At 51.7% G+C, this 18,083-nt stretch carries 11 protein-coding genes; 10 read left to right on the forward strand and 1 reads right to left on the reverse strand.

Annotated features, from left to right (window positions below; translation table 11 throughout):
• Positions 1-508 precede the first annotated feature (508 nt).
• The 6 genes from rplL to HY774_16300 all read left to right on the forward strand — a co-directional run bounded on the left by rplL (position 509) and on the right by HY774_16300 (position 13,534).
• Positions 509-844: a 50S ribosomal protein L7/L12 gene (rplL, locus tag HY774_16275; GenBank protein MBI4750042.1), complete on the forward strand. Its 336-nt coding sequence runs from the start codon at positions 509-511 to the stop codon at positions 842-844.
• A gap of 76 nt (positions 845-920) precedes the next feature.
• Complete coding sequence (locus tag HY774_16280; GenBank protein MBI4750043.1) at positions 921-1,628, forward strand: hypothetical protein; 708 nt, start codon at positions 921-923, stop codon at positions 1,626-1,628.
• A 540-nt stretch (positions 1,629-2,168) separates the two neighbouring features.
• Positions 2,169-3,119, forward strand: a complete 951-nt coding sequence (locus HY774_16285) for a glycerate dehydrogenase (GenBank protein MBI4750044.1) — start codon at positions 2,169-2,171, stop codon at positions 3,117-3,119.
• A 294-nt stretch (positions 3,120-3,413) separates the two neighbouring features.
• Positions 3,414-6,044, forward strand: a complete 2,631-nt coding sequence (locus HY774_16290) for an IPT/TIG domain-containing protein (GenBank protein ID MBI4750045.1) — start codon at positions 3,414-3,416, stop codon at positions 6,042-6,044.
• Between the two features lie 136 nt (positions 6,045-6,180).
• The gene (locus HY774_16295) at positions 6,181-13,041 is read left to right on the forward strand and encodes a hypothetical protein (protein MBI4750046.1); all 6,861 of its coding nucleotides are present in this window, start codon (positions 6,181-6,183) and stop codon (positions 13,039-13,041) included.
• 16 nt (positions 13,042-13,057) lie between these two features.
• A complete protein-coding gene (locus HY774_16300; GenBank protein ID MBI4750047.1) occupies positions 13,058-13,534 on the forward strand; it encodes a nuclear transport factor 2 family protein in 477 nt (158 codons plus the stop codon).
• A gap of 18 nt (positions 13,535-13,552) precedes the next feature.
• Here the strand turns inward: HY774_16300 and HY774_16305 are convergent, their stop codons facing one another.
• Entirely contained in the window at positions 13,553-14,032 is a 480-nt protein-coding gene (locus tag HY774_16305; protein MBI4750048.1) for a PepSY-like domain-containing protein, read from the reverse strand.
• A gap of 194 nt (positions 14,033-14,226) precedes the next feature.
• On the opposite strand from HY774_16305, the gene HY774_16310 reads away from it, so the two are divergent.
• The 4 genes from HY774_16310 (at position 14,227) to HY774_16325 (ending at position 17,883) form a co-directional block, all read left to right on the forward strand.
• Positions 14,227-15,153, forward strand: a complete 927-nt coding sequence (locus HY774_16310; GenBank protein ID MBI4750049.1) for a hypothetical protein — start codon at positions 14,227-14,229, stop codon at positions 15,151-15,153.
• A gap of 196 nt (positions 15,154-15,349) precedes the next feature.
• Positions 15,350-16,105 carry a hypothetical protein gene (locus HY774_16315; protein ID MBI4750050.1) on the forward strand — a complete coding sequence of 252 codons (756 nt, stop codon included), beginning with the start codon at positions 15,350-15,352 and terminating at the stop codon, positions 16,103-16,105.
• 109 nt (positions 16,106-16,214) lie between these two features.
• Positions 16,215-17,033 (forward strand): ParA family protein, encoded by an 819-nt coding sequence (locus tag HY774_16320; GenBank protein MBI4750051.1) that lies wholly within the window; start codon positions 16,215-16,217, stop codon positions 17,031-17,033.
• On the forward strand, positions 17,026-17,883 hold the full coding sequence (locus HY774_16325) for a ParB/RepB/Spo0J family partition protein (protein ID MBI4750052.1): 858 nt from the start codon (positions 17,026-17,028) through the stop codon (positions 17,881-17,883). The genes HY774_16320 and HY774_16325 overlap by 8 nt, the downstream gene beginning before the upstream one ends.
• The last annotated feature ends 200 nt before the right edge of the window (positions 17,884-18,083 follow it).

Below are 18,083 nucleotides of genomic sequence, written 5' to 3' on the forward strand. Positions count from 1 at the left end.
ATTGTAGATGGCAGTAAAAATACTTTAACAATTTCAAGAGGAGTTATGTATGAATCGCATTCTCATCCACATATTCGCAAGCATTCTGGTGTGTTTACCTTTTATCCTGACCTCACGCACGCTGGCCTGGACGGTTTCTTCACCACAGTCAGCCACTCAAATTGGCGACGGGGTCGAACTACCGAAAACAGAGGTTGTCCTCATCAATGCGCAAAGCGGTCTGGTGTTGGATATGTCGCTGGATAAACCAACCAGTGATCGAACACCAATCTATGTCTTTACCCGTCACGACGGATCCAACCAAAAGTGGAAATTTGTCGAAAGCGGGCACGGCGATTACCTCATTCTCAATGCCCAGAGCGGCCTCGCACTGGACATGTCGCTTGATAAGGCAACCGGTGATCGAACCGAGGTTTATGTCTTCAAACGGCATGATGGAGAAAACCAGCGTTGGAAAGTGGTTCCGAGTGAGAAAGGCGGCTTTTTCCTGGTCAATGCCAAAAGTGGAATGGCCCTGGATATGTCAATGGACAAGCCTGCTGGAAATGGAACGCCCGTCTATTGCTTTCACCAGCATGGCCACGACAATCAACGGTGGCTCCTCGGCTCAGAACCGGCTCAGAACGGAGAAAAAACAAAATTTGATGTGATTCTGACTTCCGCCGGCGCAAACAAGATCAATGTGATCCAGGTTGTCCGTCAAGTCACTTCGCTGGGTTTAAAAGACGCGAAAGACCTGGTTGAAAGCGCACCAAAAGTTGTAAAAGCAGGCATTTCCAGGAATGAAGCTGAAGAAATCCAAAAGAAACTGGTGGAGGCCGGCGCGAGCGCTGAAATCAAGTGATCTCAGTTTGGCAAAAGGAATTGCAAATGAGAGAATCGGAATTATATAGCTGAAACCAATCAACAGGAGAATCGGCATGAAAACACTGTATATGGCTATCGTGTGTCTGTTTTTTGTTGGTGTGGTCGGGGTGGCGGAAGTGACTGCCCAGACCGCACATGACTTCCCCTGCGACTGGAAGAGTGGATTTGCCATGGATCCCAGCAAAAAAGCACGGGTTGGGTATCTCATCAGTTTCGAAGGATTTACCCACCTGAAAGCAGATATCGAGGTTTTTACACCCTATGCCAACAATCCAGCCTATAAGGCCATCGCACTGGATAACGGCAAACTGTCAGTGGTCGGCATCCTTGAATCCCTTACCTGGAGTGGTGGCAAGGGGGACCCGCTTGTCTTTCAGGTGTATGTATCACAGGAAAATGCCAGCCAGCTCAAAAATTTGATGGAAAAGACACTGAGTTCGACCAGCGTGAACAAGCTTGGGCTCTGGATCCTGAACTTTGATGAAGAGGCTAAGAGTTGGTACGAGGAATTCTACCCAGTGTCACCCGATACCCTCAATACCCAGATCAATGCGCCTGGCGGCAAAGACATCCGGCTTCACGTTGCCGACAGCCCAACTAAAATTTCCCCCAACATTGACGTTAACGTCTACAAAGTTGAGTTCGAAGTTGTTCCAGGGGCAAACCAGGCATTTACGTTCCACAACGCCACATCGAGTGCAAAGCACAATGTTTTGTCCTGGGGAATGAAAGTCGGTCAGGGGGCCGCACTGGCTGAGTAGAACCCCACATCCCCAACCTCACTCATCAAAAACCACGAAGAAAGCTCAGGTTTTTTCTTCGTGGTTTTTGTGCTTTTATACCAATCAGGGTTCAGGGAAGTACAATTTTTTCAATAATGTAGCTATTTCCTAATACTACAGCGAGGTTTCGGTTTTAACCTGCGAAGCGGGTGATGGCTCGTAGCCCAGGGTGGAGTCTTCGAAACCCTGGGTTGACGGTCATTCCCAATTTCTCCCGTCCCACCGGCAACCGCCTACGGCGGTTGCCGGTGGGACGGGAGGTCGGTCGGGCCGTTGGTCCCAGGGTTGCACCCTGGGCTAGCGTGCCTGCCGCCCAGTTCCTGGGCTCAAAACTCGGTTTTTTATTAAAACCTCGCTGTAGTACTAATACGACCAAATAAACTTAGCGAACTACTGACTACTGACTACAAACTGGTATTATCGAGATTGACAGGTTCACAGTACCCGTGAGCCCTGACGAAAAACCATATCCCGAACCCTTTTCCCGACGTTCGTTTGATCCGATTTGATATGAGCCCAATGGATACAATTGTTTACCTTGATCGTGAAGCGATTCGCGCGCCGCTGTGCAGGCCAAATTTTCCACATCACTGGGTTGATTACCCTAATACCCGACCTGACCAGGTTGCTGAGCGTCTGTGCGAGGCAACACTGGTTTTGACCAACAAAGTGCGATTATCAGGGGAGGTTCTGCGTCAATTTCCAGCCGTTCGCTATATTGGAGTCACCGCAACCGGAACGGATTGTGTTGATCTCGATGCCTGCCGACAGCTTGGGATCACGGTGACCAATGTTCGAAACTGGTGTGCCACGCCGGTGGCGGAGCAGGTTTTTGCTTTGATTTTTGCGCTGCGCCGCCAGATTGTGGCCTCTGCCCGTCAGGTTGAGTTGGGAGAATGGCAACGGGCGTCCAGTTATTGTGTGTATCCACCGGTCATTCCACTCGATCTTGAAGGATCAACCTTGGGCATCATCGGCGCCGGGACAATTGGCCGGAAAGTGGCTTCAATGGGAACAGCATTGGGGATGAAGGTGATGGTTGCTGACCGCCGGGAGGCTGAACAACTCCGACCAGGTCGAACTCACTTTGAAACAGTGCTGGCTGAATGCGATATTATTTCGCTCAACTGCCCATTGACAGCACACACCCGCCACTTGATAAGCCATCCGGAACTGGAATTAATGCAACCCCATGCGTTGCTCATCAATTGCTCACGCGGAGGTCTCATTGACGCCAGGGCGCTGGCGGCGGCGTTGAAAGCTGGACGCATTGGTGGAGCTGGCATTGATGTGCTCGAAACCGAACCGCCACCAGACGACAACCCGTTGCTGCAGCCAGGGTATTCGAATCTGATTGTAAGTCCGCATGTGGCCTGGTTAAGCGCTCGATCATTGCAGGAGTTGACCCGGCAGGTAGTTACCAATTTGGAGCAGTTTGTAGCCGGAGTTTCATGGAATCGGGTTGTTTGAGAAATTGGGATAATCTTTTATTATCAGACTAAACTTTCAGTGAGTTCAGCCCTCTCACATCGCCTCCTCTCAATCAAATCATTAAGTACTTTGCAGGATTAGCTTTAGCTCCTTAAAAATGATTTTTGAGAGACTGAAAATTGATATACTTATCCAGCTCAAAACATCTTTCTTCCAGAATCTTTGCGTAACGGCTTGTGCTGCTTCGGGTATCGTCGCTATTCTGAGCCTTACTTCTTTGGCTCAGCCTTATTTCACTTAACGATTACACTCCTTCTATTGCAGGTGGCTCGCATGACGAACGCTGGATATCGCTCATCAGGAACTCTTCCCCGCCTCGGCATCTCCGACTTAAAACTATTTTTTTCTGATATTTACATCAAAGCTCACTACTTTACGGAAGCATTTCTCAAACCTACCAGTCATCACCCGGTTCTGATTCTGGGAGTGCTGGCCTTGATTGCCAGCATGTATCCGGGTGTGGTGAAAGCCCAATCCGTTTCTATCACCCGACTCAAACCAACCCAAACCCCTATCAATCAAACTCCGACCAAAATCGTGTTGCGCGGAACTGGGTTTACAGCTCAATCAGTGGTGTTCTTTGGTCAAGCCCAGGTGACCGCCAGAATCAACCCCAGTCGGGGCAAAATTGTGATTCGCAATGCTCCCAGTTCATTTTTTCAAAATAGTGGGGCGATTGATATCCGGGTGGCTGATGCTCAAGGCAATCAATCAAATGCCGTTCGACTGGTGGTCGGGAGCGGAAATTCCATTCGCATTGATCAACCCGAATCACTGACGGTCAACGTCCAAAACTCTGTCGCCATTCAGGCCACGGTTTTAGATGTCAACGGCACCCCGATTCCCAATTCAACGCTGAGTTTTCAGAGTGCAAATCCGACTCAGGCAACAGTTGACGCAACAGGACAGGTTACAGGTCTGGCGGCTGGGGCTGCCACGATTCAAGTTACCTCGGGTGATGCCGTGAGAACCCTCACCTTTTCAGTCAACGGGGTCTCAGTGGTTGATTCAGGGATCTTTGGTGACGGAGACATTCTGGTCGTCCCCAGTTTAGGCCGGATTTTTGCCAGTGACCTGCGCAACCACGTCATCAAGGGCGCTCAGGTTGGCCAACCGTTAACCACCCTGGCCGGAGCACTGGGATCGCCAGGGTTATCTGATGGCCCATTTACGGCATCCAGGTTTAGTGGTCCCCTGGGGCTTGGGCTCGGCACTCAGCGAATCTTTCTGGCTGACACTGCCAATCAGGCCATTCGGCGGTTTAATCTTCAAACCAATCAGGTTGATACCATCATCGAGGTTTCGGATTTGGCCAGTACCGGAGTGACAAGCTGGGGGCCACGGGGAGTCGTTCAGGCACCGGATGGAAATTTATACATCACCGACGCTCAAAACAGCGTCATCTGGCGAGCCCGATTGCTGGGAACCCAGGTTCAAATGAGTGTCCTGGCCGGAGGTATCGGTCAACCGGGACTGGTGGATGGTCCAGCCACCGGCGCTCGGTTTAACAATCTGCAGGAAATTGCGATTACAGGCAATATTTTGACGGTGACGGATCGCGGCAACAAAGTCGTGCGACTGGTGGCCCTCCCTGGCGGCGCCGTCAGCACGATTGGAAGTTCTAACGCGGGGCGTCCCGCTGACGCCGGGCGGCTCACCACCATTCCTCAGGTTGATGTGGTGTTTGATGATCCAGAAGGGGTTGATGTGGATGCCGCCGGCAATATTTATGTCACCGACGGGGCCACCGTTAAAGTCTTGTCCATTGTGAATAACCAGGTCGCTTCAATTTCCGATCTGGCCCAACCGGGGACTTTTCAAAACGCCGTTGGGGTGTCGGTCGGCACGGACTCAACGTTTGTGCTGGATTCCGGAAAAGGCCAGGTGATCCGGGTCGGGGTTTCCGCCCCCACAATTACCAGTATTACGCCAACCCAAATCAATGCCAGTTCCCCGCCGGAAATTGTGATCGTCGGCACCAATTTTCTGACCGAGACGATGGTGACAGTTGGAAATATTGCAGCCACCTCCGTGACGGTTGAAAACTCAACCCGACTCCGGTTTACCCTTCCGCCATTGCCATTTGGCGGCACACTTCCAGTCGTGGTTCAACATCGGGGAGGCTCGGCGGCAGGTTCCCTGACCGTGGTTGGGACGCCATCAGCCCCAGCCAATTTAGTGGCCCAGGTGATTTCACCAACTGAAGTGACCTTAACCTGGCAGGATACCAGTTCCAACGAAACCGGGTTTGTGGTTGAGCGCAAACTGGGTGATGCCGGTTCGTTTGTTCAGGTCACCACGACGCCACCCAATGTGGGTTCATTCTCTGATCGGAATTTAACCCAGCGCCTTACGGTCACCTATCGCGTCCGGGCCGTGAATGCCATTGGGGCTTCAGCCAATTCCAACGAAGCCACGGCGGTGCCGCGAAATTTGGTGCAAATCACCTTCTCACCTCAGGTTTCAACCCTTTCACCCGGTGAACGACTTTCAGTCGGGGTGAATTTTGAAGTGAGTACCGAACCTGGAGACCAGCCCGGAACCATTCTGCTGGATATCCCGCTTGATCCAACCCGATTTGATATTGCCCAGGCAATGGCCACACCTGGCGGGCTCATTTCTTCTGAGTTTTATGCGCCGTCTGATCTGGTGGTGGCCCCGTTTGAAAATGGGATTCGGATTATCCTCACCAGCAGCCGCAACCCAGTCAATGCCCAAATCAACGGGGGGAAAGGTACTTTTTGCACCCTTTCCGTCCCAGTGCTGTCAGGAGCCCCTTCCGGGTCAGTTTCCATTGACGTTTCGAATCAGCCGCCCTTTGCCACTCAATTCAACGAATCGCTCAAGGACGGGGCAAAACTCATTCCATTTTCAAGTATCCCAGCACCGATCACCATTCGGTGATGTCCCAAACACCACTGTCCGCGCCAGTGATACCGCCAGTCAAGTAGGGATTGGGGTTTAGGGTCTGAATCCCGTGTACTTTCACGAGCAGCCCGTAACCCCAAAACTCCAAACCTTTGTCAAATGAGGAATTGGTATGTTGCGTCGTATTCTTCAGTCCAGGTCAAATCCACGTCGAGTTTTATTTATTGCTGGTTTAACAATTTTATTTTCAACACTTTATCTCAAGAGCGTTCCTTATTCAAAAGCAGCATTTTCAGCCAATCAGAAGTCCGGCTCAGGGGCCAGGGTCACCATTGGTGCCAGCCAGCTTCGCAACCAATGGCTATCACTCTCGGATGGAATCCCTCTCACCGGAGAAACCACGGAGGCTGATGACACTGATGACGCATCCCGAGAGGCGGTGTCACGCCAGCCTGAAGCCCTGGCAAGCGCCGATTTGAACGATGATGGCATTCCCGATTTGATCACCGGTGGCACTCAGGGTGGCGCCGGGTCACTTGAAGTGTGGCTTGCCAATCCAGAGTACCGGTCGTTGTCATCGCTCCAAACCCGGCACAGAAATGAACAGGATCCATTTCAGGTGTCGCCATTCCTGCCCCAGCCAGCCCGATTTGGGCTGCCTGAGCGTCCGCTTTTTGTCGGTGCGGGTGATTTTACCGGCGACAGCAAAGCTGATGTCGTTGTCGTTTCCGGTTCATCAAATCAACTCCTGTTTTTTATCGGTGATGGAAATGGAAACCTGACCGCTGGCCAGATCCAATCGCTTCCAGGGAAAGTTTCCGCCTTCGTTGTCGGTGAAATCAACCGTCCAGACGGCTTGCCCGAAGTCGCGGTTGCGGTTGAAAGCCTTTCCGGCAGTGAAGTGCTGGTGTTTGAAAGTCCGCTTGGGGCCATGACGGCTGAACCTGAACGCTTTGTTTTCCCCAAAAAAGTCACAAGTCTCGCCGTCGGGCAATTTGACCGAGACAGTGCTTTTGATCTGGCGGTGGCGGCAGGCAATACCATTTCGATGATTTGGGGACGGGACCGGAGGTTGTCGGTTGACCCTGAGACCCAGGCTCAAGTTGCACCAGCCACACTCGACCAAATTCCAACTGGTCAGGAAATCAAACATATCGCTTCGGGCAATTTCATCGGAAATTCAGCCACTGAAATTGCACTTCTTTTTGAAAACAATCAGGTTGGATTGATTGAACCACTCGAACTTCGAAAACCAATCAAAGATGGATTTTCCAAGGCGGTGTGGAAACAGAGCCAGATAACCAATTCCCCAATACCGGGCGCCAAAGAACTGGTCAACGTCAAGGTTTCGGCGCTTCCTCACACGGATCTGGCCGTGATTGGAGATGATGCATCACTTGATTTGCTCTTACCGACTCACGGCACCAACACCAAAGCTCCAGGAGTTCAGCTTCCAAAATTCCAGGAAGTCCCCCTGCCCGCGACATCTCAGGCACTGGCGGTACTCCCGCTGAGGTTAAACCAGGATGCCCTGACCGATCTGGTGGTTTTGCACCAGGGGGAACGCCGTCCATCCACGCTGGTGACCCTGCCGCAGGCGACCTTTACCGTCACATCAACCGCTGACGCGAGTGACCTCAATATTGGGGATGGCATTTGTGACGCGGGAAGCGGCACCTGTACGCTGCGGGCCGCCCTTGAAGAAGCCAATTTTACCGCCGCCGCCGATCAAATTGTGTTCAACTTTGGACCGGGAGTGACGACGTTTAATTTGGGGGGCACGCTTTCACTTCCTGAAATCGTGAATCCGGTCACCATTGATGGGGGAACAATTGCGGGTCAAACCATCATGATCAGTGGTTCACCGATGCAATTTGGGAGTGGGCTCGAAGTTTCATCTGGGAACTGCACCATTTCAAATCTGGTCATCAATGACTTTCCAATGGCTGGCATCAAATTACGGATCAATGGCAATAACATCGTCAGGGGATGCCTGACTGGCACGGATGAAACCGGCACCAGTGCCAGACCCAATCAAAACGGCATCGAGATTACCCAAAGCTCAGCCGGCAACACGATTGGAGGAACGGTGACGGGCGATGGGAATCTATGTTCCGGAAATTCATTTACCGGGATTTGTTTAGCTGGATCGGGGACAGATGGAAATATCCTCCAGGGGAATCGAATCGGTGTGACCGCTGGGGGAACAGGTCCACTTGGCAACAGTGTGTATGGTGTTTTAATCAAACTTGGCCCAACGATGAACACCCAGATTGGTGGCTCGGTGACCGGGGCCTTCAATCATATTTCTTCAAATTCATCGGACGGGATTTCGATTGAGGAAGCCCAGGGAGTGATGATTCAGCAATGCTTGATCGGGACTTCCGGCAATGGGCTTTCAGGATCAGGCAATGGTGGGTCTGGCATTCTGGTTTCTGCCTTTTCTGGGGAATCACGACCAGGACCATCAGTTCGAGTAAATTCCCATACCAGACCTAACCTGACAAAACCGAACCGGAAAGGTACATTCAATCCTCTGAGCATCAGTGGGGTCACTATCGGCGGAACGGCTTCCCTGGCCCGGAACGTCATCTCTGGGAATAACATTGATGGAATTGCAATTTTTGGCGATGTTACTGGTACAACTATCCAAAATTCGATTATTGGGCTGGACAGCGCCGGTACCAACATCATTTCAAACGGGCTTACCGGGATTTTTCAGGGAGATGCCACCGGGTCCACCATTGGAGGGGCGGTGGTTCAGGCCCGCAACATTATCTCGGGAAATAATAATGCCGGGATTTATTTTGTGGGTGATGGAAGCGCTGTAAATAATCTGGTTCAGGGAAATTACATTGGCACCGATATTACCGGGACCACCTCTTTTACACTCAGTGGATTTATGATTGGCGGAGTCGTCATTGAATACTCATCCAATAATCAGATTGGGGGCAATACGTCCACCCCAGGGACACCACCTGGCAATGTGATTTCAGGGAATTTCAAAGGAGTCGTGCTCAGAAAACCAGATGAGTCATCCGTTGTCGCCACCAATAACAACAACACCGTTCGAGGAAATTTGATTGGCACCACGGCCAATGGCCTTTCCGCATTGGGGAACCAGTTAAGCGGGGTCTCAATCGCCGCAGATACCGATGGAACTCAAATTGGAGGGCCCACCACCGGCGACAAAAATGTAATCTCCGGCAATAGCGGCTATGGAGTTTTTATCGATGATTTGTCGGTAACCAATACGATGGTTCGAGGGAACTACATCGGGACCAACATCAACGGAACGGCAGCGGTTGGGAATCAATCGGGAGGAATCCTTCTCTCCGATACGGATGGCCATACAATCGGCGGCAACACAGCCGCCACCCGCAATGTAATATCTGGAAATACCGGGGTCGGTATTACAATTCAGTTCTCCACTGTAGGGAATCAAATCCAGGGGAATTACATTGGGGTCACTGCAACCGGAAATACGGCACTCGGCAACACCGCCGATGGAATTCGCCTTGAAAACAGCAGTTTCAACCAAATTGGAGGGAGCGCCTCTTCCAGCCTGGGAAATCTCATTTCAGCCAACGGGGGAGACGGGGTTTACTTGTTCGGATCACAGTCAACCGGGAACATCATTGAGGGCAACGGCATCGGCATTGGCGCCGGCGGCACGGCACCACTTGGGAATGGAAGCCAGGGGATTCATGTTGAAGGTGTCGTTGACACCCAGATTGGAGGATCGGTTTCCGGGCTCAAAAATGTGATTTGTGATAACAACGGCAATGGAATCCTGATTGATTCCGGGGCAACTGGAACCATGGTTGAGGGAAATACCATTGGGGTCAATCCCGCTGGCACAACCGCAATCGGCAATCAGGGCAACGGGATTGAAATCAATGGGTCAACGTCAACCACCATTGGGGGCGCCACCTCAGGTGCGCGAAATATCGTCTCCGGCAACCAGAATGATGGGATTCATCTCAGTTCAAGTAGCGTAACGACCATTTCTGGAAACTACATTGGGGTGAATGCCGCTGGGACTTCAGCCCTGGCCAACGCAGGTGTTGGAATTAACCTTTTGGGAAGCAGTACGAACCAAATCGGTGGTTCGACGTCAAACGAAGGAAACCTGATCTCAGGAAATACGGGGGCGGCGATTCAGATCGAAGGGTTGTCAAACCTCAATCTGATTTATGGAAATAAAATCGGAACCAATGCGGCTGGCACGGCGGGAATCCCAAATTTTATTGGGATATTGCTGCTTGAAACAGCCCAGAACAATAGCATCGGCGGAACAAGTCCGGGTCAGCCAAATATCATCGCCTTTAATACTGATGATGGAGTGGAAACCGGCACCATCACTGAAGGTGGACTATCTGGCAATAGCATTCTATCGAACTCCATCTTTTCCAATGGCAATCTTGGGATTGACCTTCAGGATGATGGTCCAACCCCCAATGACCCAGGTGATGCTGACGGCGGGCCCAATTCCCTGCAAAATTTTCCGGTGTTGGCTTCCGCCATCTCTGACTCCACCACCACGACCATCACCGGTATACTCGAAAGCGAACCAAATACCAGCTATCGAATCGAATTTTTCTCAAATCCTGCGTGTGACAGCTCTGGATTTGGGGAAGGACAAACCTTTATCGGGTCGCTGAATGTAACCACCGACAGTGGTGGACTGGCACCGATTTCACTGGTTGTCAATTCGGTACTCACCGGCGTCGTCACCACCACCGCCACCACCACCATTGCCCCACTCAACACGTCGGAATTTTCCCCTTGTGAACCAGTTGTTTCCGACAATACACCGCCAGTGCTTGGAAACTACCAGTCAGCAACAGTCCAGGAAGGTGGCTCAATTACCGTTTCGCCTTCGGCGGCACCAACTGACGATGGAACGATTGTCTCACTGACCGCCACCGCCCCTGGCTACACGGGTGGGATCAATGCTGACCGATTGACCGGAAATATTGCATTTTCAAGTGCGAAACCAGCCGGGCAATATACCGTTACCGTCCGGGCGATTGATGATGATGGAGTTGACACGGAAAAGTCCTTTACGTTGATTGTGGTCAATGTCGCCCCGACGGTCATTGTGAACACCCCAATTACCCGCCAGCAGGGCTCCCCTGGTTCAACTTCGCTGATTGCGCAGGTCAGTGACATTGGAACCCCGGCTCAGCAACTGTCAGTTTCGGTCATCAATGTGCCCGCTGGCCTGACAATTAGTAACATCAGCAATGCTGGTGGCAATGTCTCGGCCTTTATCGAAGCCTCCTGTACCTCGACACCGGGTCAAAACACGGTGTTGTTGCTGGTGGCGGATAATAGTTTGGTGAAACAGACCAACCTGGTCATCACGGTGCTTCCCGGCATAGCCAATTTGGGAACCTATCTGGACAACTCAGTCAATGAAGGCAGTTCGGTGACGGTGGCACCAAATACGCCGCCATCGAGTTTAAAACCCAATACCCTGACCGTAACTGTTACGCCTGATACATTTGCCGGAATTATCCGGTTTACCCCGGAAGCGGGAACGATCAACATCACCAACGCCCGGCCTTATGGAGAATACACCGTTCAGATTTCAGCCGAGGGGACCTGTTCCGGCACAATCTCACGCAGCTTCCAATTGACCGTGATCAACGTGGCGCCAACCATTACCCCGGCGGCGCCGGTGACGGTGAAACAAGGCAGCGCCCGGGCAACCTTCCCAGTGGCGGCGGTGGGAGATTCAGGAACTGACCCTGGTGATTTGGTGGTCAGGGCGGTAAACCTGCCCGAAGGAATTACCTTTACCCAGGTTACCAATGAAGATGGACTGGTTACGGCTGTGATTGAAGCCGGGTGTGCGGCACCGGTTGGGACCATTCCCGTTCAGCTTGAGGTCTCGGACGGTAATTTAGCCAGTACCGCCGAATTTTCGGTCATCGTGGCTGAAAATAAGGTTCCAACGCTGGGAAGCTATCAAAACATTTTCCTGGAGCAACTTACCCAGGTGACATTCATTCCGTCAGCCGCACCGTTTGACTCGGATGGCAATCTGACCAAAGTCGAAGTGGTCCCAACCCAACTTCCAGATGGCGGAGCCATCAACATCAATCCAGGGTCCGGGGTGGTTACCGTGACCGCACTGGATGATCAAAAGCTTCTGGGCGACTATCCGATTGAAATCAGAGCCACTGACGCCTGCGGTCTGGTGGCGGTTCAACGCGTTGTCCTGACGATTGAACTCCCGGCGCCGACCAACTTGCGCGCCTTGCGGGTTTCCACTTCGCGGGTTGATCTCAGTTGGACTGACAATAGCGCTGGCGAAGGCGCCTTTGTGATCGAACGCCGGACCGCAACCACACCGTTTACCGCTCTTTCCACCGTTCCAGCGAACTCGCGATCCTTTAGCGATGGTCGGGTTGTTGCCGGAGAATCATATAGCTACCGAGTTAAAGCGAACAAAACGGCTGGCGATTCCCTCCCCTCAAACGAAGCGGATATTATCCTGTCAACCGTGACCCTCGATCAGTTCTACCCGGTGGCTTCAACCCCTGGTAAAACCATTACCATCTTTGGCTCTGGTTTTCAGAATGGAACGGAGGTCTTTTTTGGCGGTGACCGCCGGATTCCAGCCACCGAAGTCCTGGTGGTAACCTCAACCCGATTGCAGGTCATCATTCCTGCGTCGCAGCAGTCATCCAATATCAATGGATTCCTCACTATCGCCGTGCCGGGTGCGGCTGAAATTACGACCCAATCACTCTCAAACACCGACGAATTGCCGCTTCCAGGCGCACCGGTTCTGTCTGAGTTTGTGTTGATTGGGGATGCGGACGGCGATGGTGTGGTCAATGCCGTTGATCTGACCACGACTTTCGCCATTTTGCTCGGACAGATTGCACCGCTTCCACGCCAGGTTTTTGCCACCGATGTTTATTCATTCAACCCAGATGGCAGTTATGGCGACGGGAAACTGGATGCCCTCGATATTACTGTTCTGCGAGCTGTCCTGTTAGGTCAGATCACACTGTGAACGTGAAAGGAACCCTATGCTTCGTGCCATTCTCATGGTGTTGATTCTGGTTGGGACTGGTGTCGCTGGTTTTGCACAACATAAACCCAGGCTGGACCGTGAAATTGAAGCCCTTCTTCAAGTTCATAAAAAAGACCGCCAGGCCCATTTTGAGACTGACGCCCGGAAACTGATCGAACACGCCGGCGATGAATTTATCGCGGTTTCAAATGGGACCATTCAAAGGTCAACGCGCGCGGATGTACTCAAAATGTTCGAGGAGTATTTTAAGAACGCGAGGTACTTTGAATGGGATGACGTGGAACCGCCGATTGTTCAGGTCTCAAACGATGCCAGCATGGCCTGGATGATCGTTCGAACCCGAGTTCGGCGGACCCAAAAACAGGCAGATGGAAGCGACAAAGAACGGTCATTTGTATATGCCGGAATCATGACCTATGAGAAAAAGAACGGAAAATGGGTCCGCGTGGCCAATGTCTCAACCTTTGAGTGATCTGACCCCAGATTTGGGTTAATCGTCTTTCCGCTCCAGAATTTTGCCGGCGGGATCCAGACGGAGTTCAAGGTTTTGTTTTCCGTCTTTGAGTTCAACCTCATACCCAAAAAGCGTGCCCTGGCGGGTGATTTTTTCGACCTCTTCAATGTGCCCGGTCGGGTACGCAGCCTTGACGGCCTCAAGTACGGCAGCAGGAACTTCTTTGAGATCAATATCTTCCTGCTCTTCAAGCAGCGTGATTTCGAGTTGATACACGGCTTCGATTTCCCGGTCATCGCGTTCAGCATCAAGGTAATACACAACCCGGTTGGCGGTGGTTTCGACCTCGCATTCCTTGATTTTTGCTTTGGGCCAGGCACGATTGAACGCCTCTTTGATGGGCAATGGAATATCACCCCGCCCGATTTTTCGTTTTTCCTGGACACCTCCAAAACTCATGACGGGAAAGGACAGTACCAAAATAAGGAAGGCCATCGTCAGGTTGATTCTCTTCATAAAATCTCCTATTGATTTCAGGATTGGAAAATTTTCAGTGAGGGAATCATTGTCTCAACTGGAGACAGAGTACAACGGGTCCTCATCAGGAAAATTCCCCCCTTTTCATTGGGTTCATTTGGTGGTAAGAACACCCAACCTTACACCACCCGCATTCGCGGTTGCTGCTTATTTTCCCCGTTTGAGGAGGATCTATGTCTCGCTGTTTGCGTGTTTTCGGACCAATTTTACTCATGGTTGCGATGTCTTCGTGTTCAATGCTGGCCAAAAAGGGAGAGCCAGCTTCCTCGTCCGGAGAATCAACTGGAAAAAAGACCAGTTCGGAAACCAAAAAAGATTCTGGAAGCATGCCTGAAACGGCGCCAGCGCCAGATGTCACGATTCAAACCCCGCCGTCATTGCCGGGGAAATTCGACAAAATTTTTACTGGAACGATCAATGGTGATTTAAAAATCAAAATGACGGTCAGTCGTGACGGTTCAAGCGTGGTCGGAAACTATCTATATGAAAAATATCAGAAAAACATTCGACTCGAAGGTGAAGTCAAACCCAACGGTGCCTTTCGGGCAGATGAATTCGGAGAGCAGGATCTGGTTACTGGCACTTTTAATGGCGTCTTTCTGAACGAAAATATCATTGTCGGTTACTGGGAAAGTGTCGAAGGCCAGAAACAACTGCCCTTTCAAGTCATCGAAGTCGGAAAAGAAACCCCAACCAACGTGGCAATTGCCAGTAAATACAAACTTGAAATGGTCAATTGTGCCGTGAAAAACGATAACGGAAACTGCACCCTGGCATTTCAAAATGGAAAACTCTATAGCTTTCAGTATGGAAATCTTGGCAGCAATGATCACTCCTGCGGGATTGGTGCTGCCCGCAATGAAGAAAATATCAACTGGGAAGATAAAGATTCGACGTCGAGGATTACTTACACCCAGCAGTATTTTGATGAAGAGAAAACCTACACCGTCGTGTTTGAAAAAAGCGCTGACCAGTACACCCTGACCTTTGGCGATGAACATGAATCCTATTTTTGCGGCATGCGGGCAACGCTCCCGAAAAAGGTGATTGTGAAAAAGGTTGGAACGACGTATACCGGCTCAGCCGTGCTTGGATATTGATTTCCTTGAGGCAGGCACAGTGGTTATCAGCAGGAACGTTCAGACTGAACCCCAACCGCATCACCAGGCGCCAGAAAAGAGTTGAAGAAATTTGCCCATTTGCCTGTCTAACCTGAGTAAACCCCAGGTTTGAGCCACTCAGTTTGACAGGTGGCTCATTTTCCCAAAAACGAAAAGTTCTTTTCAGGTGCCTCCGATGCTGACTCGACGTTGGTTTCTCGCTAAATCGCTGTGCCTGCCCCTGCTTCCAGTCCTCCCCTCGTGTATTGTGTTTGACTGGTCGCAATCTGTCGAAGAGCCCGCCATTCAAAAATTCACGCCTGCTCCGGGTGACGAATCCCCCGACATTAAAGCCGCTCTTGATACAATCGGAACTGAGTTAAAAACCAGTAAAACGACTGCCGAACAATTGTTAACTGATTCCAAATACATGGACTTACACCCCTGGCCCCGGTTTCGGGAATTGATCCGCGAATTTGGCCGGAATTCGCATTTGACGATAGTTTCCCCAGACGAACCCGGAATTCGACTCTCTGTGACGTGTGCCGTGATTGATGCGCAAGGGAAACGTGTTCCAGGGGCTCAAGTGTACCTCTATCACACCAACTCCCAGGGACTTTATGCCCGGCAGGCGGCTCACATTTCCGCAATGGAAGGTGACCGCCGCCATGCTCGCCTGTTTGGATATTTGCGCACTGACCAGAATGGCATATTTTCGGTGCAAACCATTCGACCGGCTGGATATCCAGGAACTGAGCTTCCCGCGCACATTCACGTGGAAATCAAAAACGGAGACTCATCACCGCTCATCACTGAAATCCGGTTCGAAGATGACCCCCGATTGACACCCGCTCTGCGGGAGCAATCCATCCGCGAGGGATTTCGAATTTGTTCGGTTGTATCAAAAAATCAATCCGAGCACCGGGTTGAAACTAAATTCCAGCTTCGATGACCCAAAAACTCAGTTATACGCCTTCCAGACAACCGTTGAATTGACCGCACTGGGCCGGGTTTGTATAGTTGCAGCCTATTCCTGAATTTTTTCCCCACAAGGTTGCACTATGATTATTGCGGTCTTTAATCAAGCCGGAGGCGTCGGCAAAACCACGCTGACCCGTGATCTCGGTTTTGAACTGGCACAACGCGGCTTGCAAATACTCCTGATTGACTCTGACCCACAGGGAACACTGGGGTTATTCTATGGTGAATCCCCCGCCGCCCGGCCATCGGAAGACCTGTTTTGGAAAGTTGTTTGTTCGGCATCAGCCTCGGATGACACGCACCCTCCAATTGTCAAAACCCGGTTTGGGGTTGATCTTGGACTCGCCAACCGCACATTGACCGAAGATGAACTGACGCTGCATCGGCAACAGGATCAGGCCCGGCTGGTCGGGTATATGGATGCGCTCCGGGAACGATATGACCTGATTCTGGTAGATTGTTCGCCCAAGATTTCAGAGATTGTGCTTCAGGTGTTGATTGCGGTTGATGCCCTGCTTGTGCCCGTCCAGACCGAGGCCAAAGCCGTAGCGGCGTTTGCCGAAGTCCAACACGAGATTGCCCGGACGCAGGCTCGAAGACGCAATATGCGGTTCCCTCCAATTCAAGTTCTGGGTGTCGTGCCGACTCTGTTTAGTCCCCGATTGGTACTGCATCGCCATCATTTACAGGAATTGACCTCCGATATTTGCGCCTCGTTTCAGTATGCCGCGCTTCCCCCAATCCGTGATTATGTCGCTGTTTCCGAAGCCGGAACTCAGGGAATGCCGCTCAAAGCCTATGCGCCTGAATGTCAGGCCAACCAGGATGTCGCCGCCGTGGCCGATGAAGTCATGCGGTTTTGCGGATTGAAAGCCATCCGGGAGGTCGCCAATGGCTAAGAACCTGCGCAAGGCAGTGAGTAGCGAACGGCTGGCCGAACTGGCCGCGATTGCTCCAAAAATCAGTGACGTTCCGGTCAAAACCGTTGGCCGTCGGGTGCTGGAACAGCTCCGTTACATAGACATCACTTTGCTCCGGCCAAATCCCTTCCAACCTCGGAAAACCTTTTCAGATGAACAGTTAGCTGACCTCACCACCAGCATTACCGAGCAAGGGATTATTCAGCCAGTAGTTGGCAAAGCCAATCAGGATGGGACGTTTACGCTGATTGCCGGGCACCGCCGGTGGCTGGCGGCTCAAAAAGCTGGACTGGCGATCATCCCAATGATTGTGCGTGAAGCCAGTGACGAAGAACTTCAACTCCTGGCTCTGATTGAAAACATCCAGCGCGAAGACCTGCATACCATTGATAAAGCCCAGGCCCTGATTGACATTGCCGACCGCTTTCCCACCCAGGAGGAAGCCGCCCAGGCCATTGGGATGAAACGTTCCAGTTTTGCCAACTGGTTGTGTGTGCGGGAGTTCAGTTCCGATGTGCTCGACATTTGCCGCCAAATTCCCGATTTTTCGCTCAAATCGCTCCAACGACTGGCGGCGCTACCGTCCAATCGGCGGATGATGACGGCTCGTCAAATGCGGTCCATCGCTTCCAAACCAGCCCAAGCCAAAGAAGGAGAATCAGATACAGCCAACCCAAATCTGATGACATTCCACTTTGATCATCCTACCCATCGCTATCACTGCACGATAGAAGTCCGGGCCCGGACTCGCAAACATCAGATGTCCCGGAAAGAAGTACGTGAATTCCTGCAACTGGCCCTTGAGTCTTTGAATGAAGAATGTGATTAGTGGTTAGTACTACAACGAGGTTTCGGTTTTAACCTGCGAAGCGGGTGATGGCTTGTAGCCCAGGGTGGAGTCTTCGAAACCCTGGGTTTACGGTCATCCCCAATTTCTCCCGCCCCGCCGGCAACCGCCTACGGCGGTTGCCGGCGGGGCGGGAGGGGGAGCAGGCCGTTGGTCCCAGGGTTGCACCCTGGGCTAGCGTG

This window comes from Acidobacteriota bacterium (assembly GCA_016208495.1).
Classification (GTDB): domain Bacteria; phylum Acidobacteriota; class Blastocatellia; order Chloracidobacteriales; family Chloracidobacteriaceae; genus JACQXX01.